Source organism: Collinsella sp. TF08-11AT (assembly GCF_003437035.1).
GTDB lineage: Bacteria > Actinomycetota > Coriobacteriia > Coriobacteriales > Coriobacteriaceae > Collinsella.
In genome coordinates this window covers 103,272-118,137 of sequence record NZ_QSRL01000005.1, presented here as the reverse complement: position 1 = coordinate 118,137, position 14,866 = coordinate 103,272, and the positions used below count along the sequence as shown (strand labels likewise).

At 61.5% G+C, this 14,866-nt stretch carries 11 protein-coding genes; 10 read left to right on the top strand and 1 reads right to left on the bottom strand.

Translation table 11 applies throughout. The features are described from left to right. The first annotated feature begins 245 nt into the window (after positions 1-245). The 5 genes from DXC79_RS05070 (at position 246) to DXC79_RS05050 (ending at position 6,463) form a co-directional block, all read left to right on the top strand. Complete coding sequence (locus tag DXC79_RS05070; protein WP_117635362.1) at positions 246-566, top strand: hypothetical protein; 321 nt, start codon at positions 246-248, stop codon at positions 564-566. A gap of 121 nt (positions 567-687) precedes the next feature. Next, on the top strand, positions 688-3,048 hold the full coding sequence (feoB, locus tag DXC79_RS05065) for a ferrous iron transport protein B (protein ID WP_117635361.1): 2,361 nt from the start codon (positions 688-690) through the stop codon (positions 3,046-3,048). A 121-nt stretch (positions 3,049-3,169) separates the two neighbouring features. Continuing rightward, complete coding sequence (locus DXC79_RS05060) at positions 3,170-4,366, top strand: MFS transporter (protein WP_117635360.1); 1,197 nt, start codon at positions 3,170-3,172, stop codon at positions 4,364-4,366. A gap of 153 nt (positions 4,367-4,519) precedes the next feature. Beyond that, positions 4,520-5,896, top strand: a complete 1,377-nt coding sequence (locus DXC79_RS05055; RefSeq protein ID WP_117635359.1) for an alpha-amylase family glycosyl hydrolase — start codon at positions 4,520-4,522, stop codon at positions 5,894-5,896. 3 nt (positions 5,897-5,899) lie between these two features. Beyond that, the gene (locus tag DXC79_RS05050; protein WP_117635358.1) at positions 5,900-6,463 is read left to right on the top strand and encodes a DNA-deoxyinosine glycosylase; all 564 of its coding nucleotides are present in this window, start codon (positions 5,900-5,902) and stop codon (positions 6,461-6,463) included. A gap of 1 nt (position 6,464) precedes the next feature. Here DXC79_RS05050 and DXC79_RS05045 read toward each other — a convergent pair whose 3' ends face one another. Continuing rightward, positions 6,465-7,124 carry a hypothetical protein gene (locus DXC79_RS05045; protein WP_117635357.1) on the bottom strand — a complete coding sequence of 220 codons (660 nt, stop codon included), beginning with the start codon at positions 7,122-7,124 and terminating at the stop codon, positions 6,465-6,467. A 93-nt stretch (positions 7,125-7,217) separates the two neighbouring features. Between DXC79_RS05045 and DXC79_RS05040 the strand changes: the two genes are divergently transcribed. The 5 genes from DXC79_RS05040 to DXC79_RS05020 all read left to right on the top strand — a co-directional run bounded on the left by DXC79_RS05040 (position 7,218) and on the right by DXC79_RS05020 (position 14,860). Continuing rightward, entirely contained in the window at positions 7,218-8,354 is a 1,137-nt protein-coding gene (locus tag DXC79_RS05040) for a pyridoxal phosphate-dependent aminotransferase (protein ID WP_117635356.1), read from the top strand. A 503-nt stretch (positions 8,355-8,857) separates the two neighbouring features. Further along, positions 8,858-9,379 carry a 50S ribosomal protein L10 gene (rplJ, locus tag DXC79_RS05035; RefSeq protein ID WP_089572500.1) on the top strand — a complete coding sequence of 174 codons (522 nt, stop codon included), beginning with the start codon at positions 8,858-8,860 and terminating at the stop codon, positions 9,377-9,379. Positions 9,380-9,481: 102 nt separating this feature from the next. Further along, positions 9,482-9,859, top strand: a complete 378-nt coding sequence (rplL, locus tag DXC79_RS05030) for a 50S ribosomal protein L7/L12 (protein ID WP_006235005.1) — start codon at positions 9,482-9,484, stop codon at positions 9,857-9,859. A gap of 313 nt (positions 9,860-10,172) precedes the next feature. Next, the gene (locus tag DXC79_RS05025; RefSeq protein WP_117635355.1) at positions 10,173-11,081 is read left to right on the top strand and encodes a UTP--glucose-1-phosphate uridylyltransferase; all 909 of its coding nucleotides are present in this window, start codon (positions 10,173-10,175) and stop codon (positions 11,079-11,081) included. A gap of 350 nt (positions 11,082-11,431) precedes the next feature. Continuing rightward, positions 11,432-14,860 carry a DNA-directed RNA polymerase subunit beta gene (locus DXC79_RS05020; RefSeq protein WP_229030360.1) on the top strand — a complete coding sequence of 1,143 codons (3,429 nt, stop codon included), beginning with the start codon at positions 11,432-11,434 and terminating at the stop codon, positions 14,858-14,860. Positions 14,861-14,866 lie beyond the last annotated feature (6 nt).

Genomic DNA, 14,866 nt, shown 5'->3' with positions numbered 1-14,866 from the left:
CTTGTTTTGATTCGCTGGGGGACGGAGGAAGCGACGATCCGGAATCCACCTGCACGGTCGTCGCTCCGCATCCCGTCCGTTGGCGCAAGTGGTGCCAAATGTAATCTGTCCCCCTTGCACGCTTGTCCCCCCTTGCAGCAATCTGTTGATTGAACGTCGTTGCGTGCCCGCAGTTTCTGGGCAAGCCGTCTCGCAGCAAAGTAGACTAGATAGCCGTTTCAAAAAGTCTGCTTAGAGGAGGAGCCATGCTTGAGGGTACGTATGTGGTTTTGGCCCAGACGCCGGTGGGGAGCAAGCGCGGCGAGGTGACGTTTTCACATGGGGTGAACGGCGCGCTCAGGGCAGTACTAAACGTCAGGGGTCTCAATATCGCTCTCTCGAGTGCCCGTGCTGAGGGCGATTTCTTTGAGCTCTTGGGTACTATCTCCCACGTCTTGATGGGCAAGGCGCCCTTTACATGCACGGGGTCGGTCGAGGGTGATCGACTCACTGCTACCGCGCGGTCGGGTTCCGTTTCGATCTCGCTGAGCGGTATGCGTAAAGAGCCTTCGGGGCGCACCGCATAAAGTTTGCGCAGGTAAACATCGGTATTTGACTTTATAAAATAGTTCAGAGCGCTATCATTTGTCGTTACGAGTTGGTTAACCCCGGTAAACGGTTAACCGCGTCTAACGAAAGGATGAGCGCGTGAAGCTCGATACACTCGAGATTGGAAAGGACGCCGTTGTCGCATCGGTGACATCCGACGACCAGGCGCTCCGTCAGCATATTTTGGACATGGGCCTGACGCCGGGCACCGAAGTCACCATGATGAAGTACGCCCCCATGGGCGACCCGCTCGAGATTCGCCTGCGTGGCTACGAGTTGACGCTGCGCAAGGACGATGCCGCTCGCATCGAGCTCGTGGGTATTCACGACACCGATACGGGTCCGCGCGCTAACGCCGCAATCGGCGCGACGGAGCATCCGGCCCTGGGCGAGGGGACGTATTCGCCCCGTGCGGCAAAGACGGCCGTGCCCGAGGGCGCGCCGCTGCACTTTGCCCTCGCTGGCAACCAAAACTGCGGCAAGACCACATTATTCAACCAGCTGACGGGCTCCAACCAGCACGTCGGTAACTTTCCCGGCGTGACTGTCGACCGCAAAGATGGCACCATCCGTAACCATCCCGAGGCGAGCGTTACCGACCTGCCTGGCATTTACTCCCTGTCGCCGTACACAGGCGAAGAGGTCGTGAGCCGTCAGTTCATCCTCGACGAGCGCCCGGACGCCATCATCGACATCATTGACGCCACCAACATTGAGCGTAACCTGTACCTGACACTGCAGCTCATGGAGCTTGACCGTCCTATGGTCATCGCGCTCAACATGATGGACGAGGTGACCGCCAACGGCGGCGCCGTAGACGTCAACTTGCTCGAGAGCCTGATGGGCGTGCCTGTTGTCCCCATTAGCGCTGCCCGCAACGAGGGCATCGGCGAGCTGGTGGACCACGCCCTGCACGTGGCACGGTTCCGCGAGCGTCCTGGTCGCCTGGACTTTTGCGCGCCCGACGGTCCGGACGGCGGTGCGCTGCATCGCTGCATCCACGGTATTGCTAACCTGATCGAGGACCATGCCGTGACGGCGCACATCCCGGTGCGCTTCGCGGCGACTAAGCTGGTCGAGGGCGATGAGCTGGTAACCGAGGCGCTTCACCTGGATCGCAATGAGCTCGACGCTATCGAGCACATCATTACCCAGATGGAGGGCGAGGCCGGCACCGACCGCCTATCTGCGTTGGCCGATATGCGTTTTAGCTTTATCGGCGACGTGTGCGGGCGTTGCGTCGTCAAGCCGCACGAAAGCCGCGAGCACGTGCGCTCCGTCAAGATTGACCGCATCCTGACAGGTCGTTACACAGCCATTCCGGCGTTTCTGGTGATCATGGGCCTCGTCTTTTGGCTGACGTTTGGCGTGATCGGCGCGGCGTTGCAGGGACTCATGGAGGACGGTATCGCTGCCATCATCGCCTCGGCCGATGCGGGCCTCAAGGCGTTCGGAACCAACGACGTGGTGCGCTCGCTGGCTGTCGACGGCGTGCTTACGGGCGTGGGTAGCGTGCTGACCTTCCTGCCGATTATCGTCGTGCTCTTCTTGTTCCTCTCCATTCTGGAAGACTCCGGATACATGGCACGCGTGGCCTTTGTCATGGATAAGGTGCTGCGTCGCTTTGGCCTGTCGGGCCGCAGCTTTGTGCCCATGCTCGTCGGTTTTGGCTGTACCGTGCCGGCTATCATGTCGACCCGTACGCTCCCATCCGAGCACGACCGCAAGATGACGGTCATGCTCACACCGTTCATGAGCTGCTCGGCCAAGCTGTCGGTTTACGGCTTGCTGTGCGGGGCGTTTTTCCCACAGGCGACGGTTCCCGCCATGGTCTCGCTCTATCTGATTGGTATTGCGGTTGGTTGCATTGCGGCTTTGGTGCTCAACCGTACGGCATTTAAGGGCGACCCGGTGCCGTTTATCATGGAGCTCCCCAATTACCGCCTGCCGAGCGTCAAGACGACGGTGATGCTGGCATGGGATAAGGCCAAGGACTTTATTACCAAGGCCTTTACCATTATCTTTGCCGCTACGGTGGTCATCTGGTTCCTGCAGACGTTCGATATCCGCTTTAACGTGGTCGCCGACCAGTCGCAAAGCCTGCTTGCCGGTCTGGGTAGCATCATCGCGCCGGTGTTGGCCCCGCTCGGTTTTGGCGACTGGCGCGCCTCGACGGCACTCGTCACGGGACTTATTGCCAAGGAGAGCGTCATCTCGACGCTCACGGTGCTTTTGGGCGCAACCTCTCCCGCGGCACTGTCAGCCATGTTTTCGCCGTTTACCGCCTACGTGTTCTTGGTCTTTACGCTGCTGTACCCGCCTTGCGTGGCGTCCATCGGCGCCGTCAAGAGCGAGTTGGGCGCGCGCTATGCCGTGGCCGTATTCGCGTTTCAGGTGACGGTCGCCTGGATCGTGGCGTTTGTCGTGCATTCGGCGGGCATATTGCTGGGGCTGGCTTAGTTATTTATTGACGGCGCAACCTCTGTGTGCCGAATTGTTTTCGGCCCCGCATCTGTTGCTGACGGATGCGGGGCCGTTGCTATATAATCGCCTCCGCTCAAAATGATTGGAGATGTTATATATGACTCAGGCAAGACAAGATGGCATCTCACTCAAGCAGTGGCTCCCGCTTATCGGGCTCGCCTGCTGCGCGTTCGTGTTCAACACGTCGGAGTTTATGCCCATCGGCCTTCTGACTGATATCGCCGCGTCGTTCTCGCTCACCGAGGCCCAAGCCGGCATCATGATCTCGGTCTACGCCTGGGGTGTCATGCTGCTGTCGCTGCCGCTTATGGTGTTTGCCTCGCGCTTTGAGTTCAAGCGTATGCTGCTCGGTGTGCTCGCCGTGTTTTCTCTGGGTCAGTTCCTGTCCGCTGTGGCACCGACATATCCCATCCTGGTCTGTGCGCGCCTGGTGGTCGCCTGCGCGCATGCCGTGTTCTGGTCGGTCGCCTCGATCATGGCTTCGCGCCTGGTCGACGCCCGCCACGGGGCGCTCGCCATCAGCATGATCGCTACGGGCTCGTCCATCGCGCAGATCTTTGGCCTGCCGATCGGCCGCGCCATCGGGCTGGCCGTGGGCTGGCGCATGACGTTTGCCGTGGTCGGGGCCTTCTCTGCCGCCGCGGTTGTGTATCAAGCCGCGGTGTTCCCGGCCATGCCGGTGGGCGAGCGCTTTACCGTTAAGCAGCTGCCCGAGCTGCTCAAGAATCCGTTCCTCATCGCGCTCTACGCGGTCACGGTCTTTATGGCGACCGGCTATTACGCAAGCTACAGCTATATCGAGCCTTTCCTGGCTCAGGTCGCGCATGTCGACGCAAGCGCTATCACCATGACGTTGACGGCGTTCGGCTGCTCCGGCTTGGTGGGCAGCTGGCTGTTCGGCCGCCTGTTCGACGGGCACCGCTTTCCGTTCCTTGCGATCACGCTCTCCGGAGTGCCGGTCGCCTTGCTGCTTATGGGTCCTGTCGCGTCGTCGCTCGTCGCGGTTCTTGGCGTTTGCGCGCTGTGGGGCTGCTGCGCCACGGCCTTTAACGTGGCGTTTCAGGCCGAGCTCATCAAGTACACGCCGGCGGATTCGTCGGCCGTCGCCATGTCGATCTTTTCGGGCCTGTTTAACCTCGGTATCGGCACGGGCACCGCGATCGGCGGCGCCGTGGTTTCGGGTCCCGGTATCTCCTGGATTGGCTTCGCGGGCGGGGCGATTGCCGTCGTGGGCGTCATCCTCGCCATCACCGTGCTGTTCCCCGCCATCCGTCGCGCCAAGCCCGTCGCCTAACCACGTCCCCTCATCAGTTGCGGTGGAATAGTTCCTGTTTAAGGTCTCTGAAGGCCCAAGCGGGAACTATTTCACCGCAACTTATTTTGGGGGAGAGGATACAAGCCGGGCATACAATGGATGTCGTTGTGTTGAGCTTACCGGGAGGTTGCTATGTGGGCATACGAGACGACGTTCTATCAGATCTATCCGCTGGGCTTTTGCGGAGCTCCGCGCGAAAACGCCGCCCCCGTTGCCGAGGATGAACTCGCCCAGGCTGCCAACGCTGCGCCCAACCCCGATGCGCCCATCATGAAGATCGCCCAATGGGCCGACTACCTGCAGGAACTCGGCGTTGGCGCCGTGCTCATCAATCCGCCGCTCGAGTCCGATAGCCATGGCTACGACACGCGCAGCCTGCGCCATATCGACCGTCGCTTGGGTGGGGATGCCGACTTTGCCGCCGTATGCGACACGCTGCATGCCCACGGCATCCGCGTGGTGCTCGACGCCGTCTTCAACCACGTCGGTCGTGGCTTTTGGGCCTTCCGCGATGTGCAAGAGCGCAAGTGGGACTCGCCGTACAAGGACTGGTTCCACATTAGCTTTGACGGTGATTCCTGCTATGGCGACGGCTTTTGGTACGAGGGCTGGGAGGGCCATTTTGAGCTTGTGAAGCTCAACTTGCAAAATCCCGCCGTGGTCGATTACCTGCTCGAGTCCGTGCGCCGTTGGGCCGACGTCTTTGGCGTCGACGGCCTGCGTCTGGACGTTGCCTATATGCTCGACCGCGATTTCATGCGTCGTCTGCATAGCTTTGCCCGTGAGCTCAAGCCCGACTTCGTGATGATCGGCGAGACGCTCCACGGCGACTACAACCAGATCGTCAACGACGAGATGCTCGACTCCTGCACCAACTACGAGTGCTACAAGGGCCTGTACTCCAGCTTTAACTCGGTCAACATGTTCGAGATCGCCCATTCGCTGCACCGTCAGTTTGGCGGCGATCCGTGGTGCATCTACCGCGGCAAGCACCTGCTGTCGTTTGTCGACAACCACGACGTGCCGCGCCTGGCAAGCATCCTCACCGACAAGTCGTGCCTGCGTCCCGCCTATGGCATGCTCTTTGGCATGCCGGGCATTCCGTGCGTCTACTATGGCAGCGAGTGGGGAATTGCTGGCGAAAAGGGCGGCCCCGATGGCGACTGGGCGCTGCGCCCTGCGCTCGATGAGCCTGCGCCTAACGAGCTGACGGCGTTCGTCACGCAGCTCGCGCACCTTCGCTCGGCAAACGACGCGGCGGCCCGCGCTCTCAACTATGGCGCGTACCGCAACGTGGTGATCCAGAACAAGCAGCTGCTGTTCGAGCGCGCCTGCGACGACGCGACGGTGCTCGTGGCGGTCAATGCCGTGAACGAGCCCTATACCTTTGGAGCCGGCGAGCTCAACGGCTCCTTTGTCGATTTGCTTGCCGACGGCGTGCCCACGGTCGAGCTGACGGGCTCCCTTGAGCTTGCGCCCTACGAGGTGCGCTATCTGTTGAGGGCCTAGGCCATGGCAGCGTCTGACGAGGGCTATCAACATATTGAGCATGGGTTTGAGCCCGTGTTTGACGAGCGCTCGCGCGTTTTGGTGCTCGGGTCGTTTCCCTCGGTGCTTTCGCGCGCCAATGCCTTTTATTATGGCAATCCTCAGAACCGCTTTTGGCGCGTGCTGGCCGCGTGCCTCGGTTCGCCTGTGCCGCCCAACGAGGGCGACGCTTTGGCAGGTAACGAGCCAGCGACGCTCGACGCCTCGATTGCCGCCAAGCGATCCATGCTGCTGAACGGCGGCGTGGCCCTGTGGGACGTGATCGAGAGCTGCGACATTAAGGGCTCGAGTGACGCGAGCATTCGTAACGTTGTACCGGCAGATATCGAGCGCATTACCGGCGCAGCTCCCATTGAGCAGGTGATATGCAACGGTGGTACAGCTGGCCGGCTCTACAAGCGCTATCTACAAGAACGCACCGGGCTGCCCGCCATCGTACTGCCCTCGACAAGCCCCGCCAATGCCGCCTGGCGCCTAGAACGTCTTGTTGAGCGTTGGCGCGAAGCCGTTGGCTGGGCGGCGCTGTAATTTAGATATCTGATTGGGCGCGGGTGCCGAGGCGTTTCATGATGGCATGCCAGATCGGTGCGGGCAGTGCAGGCTTGACGCGCACCATGCCGTCGGCATCGACGCCACCGGCATTGCCACCGCCAAGCAACTGCGCATGTTCAATGGAGCAGCCCATGCGCACAGCGCCCACAAGCTTATCCATCGCTTCCGAAAAAGGCCGGCGCAAGAGGCCCATGCGCGGGGAGCGACGAAGCGCCGCAATGCCGCTGCCGGCGCAGATGACAACGCCGCCACACCACAATTGGCCCTGGCGCTCGCATGCCTTGTGCAGACGAACGGCGGCCCCGCGCGCCTGCTCAGTGCCCTCTTGTGCGGCTTGAATCATGGCATAGACACGCGTTCCCGTACCGCCAAGGCGATCGAGTATCTGCTCGACGGCGGTCATTGCCTCATCGTCAAATGCATCATCAACGGCGAGCACTATGCCATCGACTGCACCGACGTCATTTGTCTTCAAGTCAACCGGGTGGGGGAGTGCGGTGCCGGAAAGCCGGGCATAGGCCGCGATGGCATCCTGCAGGTCCCAAAGCAAAAACTCAAGATCGGTGCTCTCGGGAATACTGATATACGCAATGGTTTGCAACGTTTTTGGTACATCGCCGCGTGCGGTCGTCTCCATGCCGCCTCCTTTCCGGTTCGTTTCCGTTTAGGTTACACCGTCTGGCGGCGCCTCGCCGCGCTATCCTAGTGCAACCCTTACGAAAGGAACGCCATGCGTCTGCCTATGAACACCTCGCTTGCCACGCTCAAGCCCTCCGGCATCCGCCGGATCAACGCGCTCGCCGCCCAGCACCCAGGGTGCATCGCGCTTGCGCTTGGCGAGCCCGATTTTCCCACGCCCGATGTGATTAGCGCCGAGGTGACGGCCTCGCTCGACCGCGGCGACACGCACTATCCGCCCAACAACGGTCGCCCCGCCCTGCGCGAGGCACTGTCTGCCTACATGGGGGATGCGCGCCTGGCGTTTTCCGCCGACGAGGTCATCCTGACCGACGGCGCGACCGAGGCCCTGTCGGCAACATTCATGGCTATGCTCAACCCCGGCGACGAGGTTATTATCCCCACGCCGGCTTTTGGTCTGTACGAGAGCATCGTCGTGGCCAATCACGCCAAAGCGGTCTTTTTGGATACGGAACCTGCGCAATTTCAGGTTGACGAGGAAGCGCTTCGCGCCTGTGTGACCCCAGCGACCAAGGCCATCGTCATCTGCTCGCCCAACAATCCCACGGGCTGCATCTTCAACGCGGCATCGCTCGATGCCGTGGCGCGCGTGGCGGAACAGACGGGCATCTACGTGGTCTGCGACGACGTGTACAACCGCCTCGTCTATGTGGATGGCTACGAGCGCTTTGCCCAGCGCCACCCGGAGCTGCGCGAGCAGACGGTAGTCATCGAGAGCTTCTCCAAGCCCTGGGCCATGACCGGCTGGCGCTTGGGCTGGCTCGCCGCTACAACCCCCGTCATCGCCGAGATCGCAAAGGCCCACCAATACCTAGTATCGAGCGCCGTCTCCTTCGAGATGGACGCCGCAGCCCGAGCCCTGACTGTCGACCCAACCCCCATGCTCAAAGTCTACCGAGCCCGCCGCGAACGCGTACTCGCAGCCTTAGACGCCATGGGCCTCGACGTAGTGGAACCGGCAGGCGCCTTCTACGCCTTCCCCAGCATCAAACAATTCGGCCTGACAAGCGAAGACTTCTGCATCAAAGCCATCAAAGAGGCCAACGTAGCCCTAGTCCCGGGCGACTGCTTCGGCACCGAAGGTCATATCCGCCTAAGCTACTGCGTCTCCGACAAAGACCTAGACGAAGGCCTCCACCGCCTGTCCACCTTCGTTTCAACCCTGTAGCCATCAGGGACGCAACGCATCAGCCTACCGACATAAGGGTTATGCGTGGGGCGCGTCGCTCAACGGGCGCGAGGATTCGCAGCAAAGTTACCGCAGCTCCGGTCCGAGGGGCCGGGTTGAGATTTTCGTAGATTCCGCACGAGCCGAAGGCCACTTAATGTGGCCTTCGTGCGAGCCAGGACTTGACCGAGCGAAAATCTCAACCCGGCCCCTCGGACCGGAGCGTATGCAGGGTTTGTGTACGAATCCTCGCACCCGTTGACCGACGCCAGGGTCCCCGACATAATACTTTCGGTTCACGCACGAATCCGCTGCCAGAGACAGCCGGCGCAAACGGGTCTTACCCGCAAGCTTAATGGGACATCCCGCCAGCCGAGGTGGTCGAGTAGATATGTCTTCTCGCCCCCGTCGCTCATGCAGCGCGGGGGCTTTCTTTTTGGACATGCCCCCGTCACGTCCTTGTGGCGGACCGTGCCCGGAAAGAATTCGAGGAGGTGTAATTCATGCCCCAGCAGTACAAAATCGACAAGGTTGCAGAGATCGAGTCCCGTATCGCCGAGAACGCCGGTCTGTTCGTTGTCAACTACAACGGTCTGACGGTTAAGCAGGCTCAGGAGCTGCGTCATCAGCTTCGCGAGTGCGGCGCCGAGATGAAGGTCTACAAGAACAACCTGGTCAAGATCGCTCTCAAGAACCAGGAGCAGCCCGAGCTCGACGAGATCCTCGCCGGCCCCGTCGCTTATGTGTTCTACGAGACCGAGCCGGTCGAGGCCGCTAAGGCCCTTAAGGACTTCTCTGCTAAGTCCAAGGGCGTCCTTGAGATCAAGGGCGGTATCTCCGACGGCAAGGCCGTTTCCGCTGATGATGTTAAGGCTATCGCCGAGCTGCCCACCAAGGATCAGCTTCTCGGCCAGATCGCCGGTCTCATCTCCGGTTTCGCTCGCGACATCGCTGTCTGCGTCAACGGCGTTTCCTCTGGTCTCGCTCGTTCGATCCAGCAGGTCTCCGAGCAGAAGGCAGCCTAGTCGCTGCTTTCACCCGCGGCGGCAACGCCGCACCCCAGGCGCATTCGCGCCGTGTTTTAACTGATCTCCGTGCATCCGCACGGAAACCGAAAGGACTTAGAAATGGCTAAGCTTACCACCGATGAGATCATCGATGCTCTTAAGGAAATGACCCTTCTCGAGGCTTCCGAGCTCGTCAAGGCTATCGAGGACACCTTCGGCGTTTCCGCCGCTGCTCCTGCCGCTGTTGTCGCCGCTCCCGCTGCTGGCGCTGCTGAGGCCGAGGAGAAGACCGAGTTTGACGTCGTGCTCGAGGGCTTCGGCGACAACAAGATCCAGGTCATCAAGGCCGTCCGTGAGCTCACCAACCTTGGCCTGAAGGAGGCCAAGGAGGTCGTCGAGGGCGCTCCCAAGGCTGTTCTCGAGGGTGCCAAGAAGGAGGACGCCGAGGCTGCCAAGGAGAAGCTCGAGGCTGCTGGCGCTGCTGTCACCCTCAAGTAATCAGGCTTTCTCGCCAGATTTCTTTGCAGACGGGGTTCGCATTGCGAGCCCCGTCTTTTTTGTTATGACCCCTCATTCCCATTGCTCGGCATGCAGAACACCGTTGTCTTCGCCGTGCCAATCCCGTTACCGCTGGGGCGTAAAATTGCACCATTCGAGCAATAATTTGCGTTGACCTGCTGAAGAATTGCGTTTGCCTTACGGCGACGTATGTCTCCGGCGGTAAGATACTTCGGTATCGCAATTTGGTCTGCGGCCGCCGTGCTGCACGCACAGGGCGCATTCTGCGCCTGCGAAAGGATCCTTGAATAACATGAAGGCAATCATCCCCGCCGCCGGTCTTGGCACGCGTTTTCTGCCTGGCACCAAGTGCACGCCCAAAGAGATGCTGCCGGTGCTCGACAAGCCGGTCATTCAGTATGTCGTTGAGGAGGCACTCGACCCCGAGGAGGTCGACGACGCCATCATCGTTACCTCGCCCGGCAAGCCCGAGCTGCTGAACTACTTCCAGCCCGACCGTTCGCTCGAGAACCTGCTACGCGAGCGCGGTAAGGACGCCTACGCCGACGCTGTCGCCCATGCGGGCGGTATGCCGGTTGACTTCCGTTATCAGTACGAGCCCAAGGGCCTCGGTCACGCCATTCGCTCTGCTGCCGACGCTGTGGCAGGGGAGAACTTCCTGGTTCTTCTGGGCGACTATGTTGTGCCCAACCGCGACATCTGTGACAAGATGCTCGCTGTCTCCAAGGAGCACGGTGGCGCTTCGGTTATCGCCGTTGCCGCGTGCGCTCCCGAGGAAGTCAGCCGCTATGGCGTCATCGCCGGCGATCGCGTGGGCTCTCTCGAGGGCTTCGAGAATGCCGCCGATGACGAGCCCGGTGCCGTTTGGCGCATCGGTGGTCTGGTCGAGAAACCCGCTCCCGAGGCGGCTCCGTCCAACCTGTACATCGTTGGTCGCTACCTGCTGAGCCCGTTGGTCATGGACCTGCTGGCCGATCAGCAGGCCGGTAAGGGCGGCGAGATCCAGCTGACCGACGCCATGGCCCGCTCGCTCGACCGCGAGGCCATGTACGCTGTCGTTATCGACCCGCTGTCGGGCTACGATACCGGTACCCCGTCTGGTTGGATGGCCACCAACGCCCTCATGGCTGCAAACGATCCTCGCTTTGCCGGCGCCTTCTGGGACGCCATCGACGAGCGCGGCGGATTGATGCGCAAGTAAGCCTTGGGACATCGACATTTACGGGCGCGGACCTCGGTTCGCGCCCGTTTTTTATAAGAGCTGCGATTTCCGGCTCTCTGTTCACAGAAAATATATGAACATATGTTCGATACACATACATCTACCTGCGTGTTTTCTGCCGAAAAACTTTGCTACTCCAAAAACTCAATCGCGTCAAGGCTTTTCTTGCCCAACGGTCGGTACCTGATAAACTATTAGGTTGCGATAACTGGCGAAGCTATGCCTCGCCAACCCACCGAGCATTTCCGTGAAGGAGGAAAAACCTGGTGACCTACGCATACACTGCCACTGAGCGCAAGCGCGTCAGCTTCGGGAAAATCCCGGAGGCCATGGAGCTCCCCAACCTTATCTCTGTTCAAAGGGAATCCTTTGAGCGTTTTAAGGACGAGGGCCTTCGTGAGGCGTTCAAGGAATCCAGCCCCATCCAGAGCCAGAACCATGTTCTCGAGGTTACCTTCGGCGAGCATCAGTTCGGCGACCCCGCGCACACCGTTGAGGAGTGCCGCGAGAAGGACATGACCTATCAGGCCCCGCTTCTGACCGACGTCCGTCTCACCAACAAGGAGACCGGCGAGATCAAGGAGCAACTCGTCTTCATGGGCGACTTCCCCATGATGACCGATCAGGGCACCTTCATCATCAACGGTACCGAGCGCATCGTCGTCTCGCAGCTCGTCCGTTCCCCGGGTGTGTACTACAGCTCCGAGATGGATTCGGGCAAGCAGATCTACAAGGCCCAGATCATCCCGTCCCGCGGTGCCTGGCTCGAGTTTGAGGTCGACAAGCGCGACCAGCTCATGGTCTCCATTGACCGTAAGCGCAAGCAGAGCGCCACGATGTTCCTGCGCGCCCTTGGCATTGCCGTCACCAACGACGACATCATCGAGCTGCTCGGCAACTCCGATGTGATTAAGCGCACCCTGGAGCGCGATACCGCCCTCACCCGCGAGGATGCCCTTATCGAGATCTACCGTCGTCTGCGCCCGGGCGAGCCTCCCACCGTGGACGCTTCCCGCAGCCTGCTCGAGGGCCTGCTCTTTAACCCGCAGCGCTACGATCTGGCCCGCGTCGGTCGTTACAAGGTCAACAAGAAGCTCAACCTCACCACCGAGGAAGAGGTCACGGTGCTCACCGACGAGGATATCGTCGCGACGCTGCGCTACCTGCTGTCCCTCGCTGCCGGCGAGCAGGGCTTCAAGGTCGACGACATCGACCACTTCGGCAACCGCCGCATCCGCACCGTCGGCGAGCTCGTCGCCAACCAGTTCCGTATCGGCATGAGCCGTATGGAGCGCGTCGTCCGTGAGCGCATGAGCTCCCAGGACATCGACGAGATCACCCCGCAGTCGCTCATCAACATCCGTCCGATCGTGGCCTCCATCAAGGAGTTCTTCGGTTCCTCGCAGCTCTCGCAGTTCATGGACCAGGCGAACCCCCTGACCGGTCTGACCCACAAGCGCCGTCTGTCCGCACTCGGCCCTGGCGGTCTTGCCGGCCACAAGTCCGGCTCCAGTCGCCGCACCAACGTGCCGACGGCCGTCCGCGACGTTCACAATTCGCACTACAGCCGCATGTGCCCGATCGAGACCCCCGAAGGCCCCAACATCGGCCTGATCGGCTCGCTCGCCCTCTATGCCCGCGTCAACGAGTATGGCTTCATCGAGGCCCCGTTCCGTCGTGTCGAAAACGGCGTTGCCACCGACCAGATCGACTGGATGACCGCTGACGAGGAAGAGAAGCACGTCATCGCGCCGGCCAACACGCCGCTCGATCCCAAGACCAACGAGTTCATCACGACCGATGCCGAGGGCAAGATCGTCCGTCCGCACACCGTGATCGCCCGTACCCGCGACTTCGACGGCTCCTTCGGCGCTCCCGCCGACGTGCCTGTCGAGGACGTCGACTACATGGACGTCTCGCCGCGCCAGATGCTCTCCGTCGCAGCCACGCTGATCCCGTTCCTTGAGCACGACGACGCCAAGCGTACGCTCATGGGCGCCAACATGCAGCGTCAGGCCGTGCCGCTGGTTCACCCTGCCGCTCCCTATGTCGGTACAGGCATGGAGCGTCGCGCCGCCCTGGACTCCGGCGAGGTCACCCTGGCCAAGAACGCCGGCGAGGTCATCTTTGCCGACGCCGCCAAGATCATCGTCAAGCATGCCGGCGGCATGGACGAGTATCACCTGGCCAAGTACCAGCGTTCCAACCAGTCCACCTGCATCAACCACCGTCCGCTCGTGCGCGTCGGTGACACCGTTGAGCAGGGCGAGCCCCTGGCTGACGGTCCTTCGACCGATCACGGCGAGCTCGCGCTGGGCCAGAACCTTACCGTGGCCTACATGCCGTGGGAAGGCTTTAACTACGAGGACGGTATCGTCGTGTCCGAGCGCCTGGTGGCCGAGGACCTGCTGACAACCATCAACATCACCCGTCACGAGATCGACGCCCGCGACACCAAGCTCGGCCCCGAGGAGATCACCCGCGAGATCCCGAACCTCTCCGAGGACATGCTTGCCAACCTCGACGAGGACGGCATCATCCGTATCGGCGCCGAGGTCGGCCCTGGCGACATCCTGGTCGGCAAGGTCACGCCTAAGGGCGAGAGCGCTCTGACCGCCGAGGAGCGCCTGCTGCGCGCCATCTTCGGCGCCAAGGCCCACGACGTCCGCGACACCTCCCTTAAGATGCCTCACGGCGCTTACGGCCGCGTTATCGACGTTGTCCGCTTTAGCCGTGAGAACGGCGACGACCTGGCCCCCGGCGTCAACGAGCAGGTGCGCGTCTACGTCGCCCAGCGTCGTAAGATTCAGCAGGGCGATAAGATCGCCGGTCGCCACGGCAACAAGGGTGTTATTTGTAACGTTCTGCCGGTCGAGGACATGCCCTACATGGCTGACGGTACCCCGATCGACGTTATCCTCAACCCGTTGGGCGTTCCTTCGCGTATGAACGTCGGCCAGCTGCTCGAGTGCCACCTTGGCTGGGCTGCTGCCTGCGGTTGGGATACCGAGCAGGCCGACTCCGACAAGTACGTCCCCGGTCCGTTCTTCACCGCCACGCCCGTCTTCGACGGCGCCAAGGAGGACGAGATCGCCGAGGTCATCCGTCGTGCCAACAAGAACATGCTCAACAAGGCCACCGCTGCCTTTGGCGATCACATGCGCCCCGAGTTCGTCACCCAGCTTGACGAGCGCGGCAAGACCCGTCTGTTCGACGGCCGCACCGGCGAGGAGTTCCGCGAGCCCATTACCGTGGGTACGTCCTACATCCTCAAGCTCGGCCACATGGTCGACGACAAGATCCACGCCCGTTCGACCGGCCCTTACAGCCTGGTTACCCAGCAGCCTCTGGGCGGCAAGGCCCAGTTCGGCGGCCAGCGCTTCGGCGAGATGGAAGTTTGGGCACTGTACGCATACGGTGCTTCCAACGTCCTGCAGGAGATCCTGACCGTCAAGTCCGACGATACCGTGGGCCGCGTCAAGACCTACGAGTCCATCGTCAAGGGCGAGAACGTCCCGGTTCCGGGTATCCCCGAGTCCTTCAAGGTTCTCGTCAAGGAGATTCGTTCGCTCGCACTGGACATCGAGCCCATGCACGATGCCGACGAGGACGCCTCCGCCCCCGTGACCGCCGAGGAGACCTCTGCTCTCGACGACCTGGCTGCGCTCGCCGGCGTTGACGCCGACGTCGAGGCCCAGGATGCCGAGACCGCCGAGGCACCCGAGGCTGTCGCCGCCACGACCACTGATAAGGAGTAGTTGACT

Bases quoted from the DNA above. Each gene is read 5' to 3' on its own strand.
- DXC79_RS05045 (WP_117635357.1), bottom strand. From the start codon at position 7,124: ATGGAGACGACCGCACGCGGCGATGTACCAAAAACGTTGCAAACCATT.
- DXC79_RS05025 (WP_117635355.1), top strand. From the start codon at position 10,173: ATGAAGGCAATCATCCCCGCCGCCGGTCTTGGCACGCGTTTTCTGCCT.
- rplL (WP_006235005.1), top strand. From the start codon at position 9,482: ATGGCTAAGCTTACCACCGATGAGATCATCGATGCTCTTAAGGAAATG.
- DXC79_RS05040 (WP_117635356.1), top strand. From the start codon at position 7,218: ATGCGTCTGCCTATGAACACCTCGCTTGCCACGCTCAAGCCCTCCGGC.
- DXC79_RS05050 (WP_117635358.1), top strand. From the start codon at position 5,900: ATGGCAGCGTCTGACGAGGGCTATCAACATATTGAGCATGGGTTTGAG.
- DXC79_RS05070 (WP_117635362.1), top strand. From the start codon at position 246: ATGCTTGAGGGTACGTATGTGGTTTTGGCCCAGACGCCGGTGGGGAGC.
- DXC79_RS05055 (WP_117635359.1), top strand. From the start codon at position 4,520: ATGTGGGCATACGAGACGACGTTCTATCAGATCTATCCGCTGGGCTTT.
- rplJ (WP_089572500.1), top strand. From the start codon at position 8,858: ATGCCCCAGCAGTACAAAATCGACAAGGTTGCAGAGATCGAGTCCCGT.
- DXC79_RS05020 (WP_229030360.1), top strand. From the start codon at position 11,432: ATGGAGCTCCCCAACCTTATCTCTGTTCAAAGGGAATCCTTTGAGCGT.
- DXC79_RS05060 (WP_117635360.1), top strand. From the start codon at position 3,170: ATGACTCAGGCAAGACAAGATGGCATCTCACTCAAGCAGTGGCTCCCG.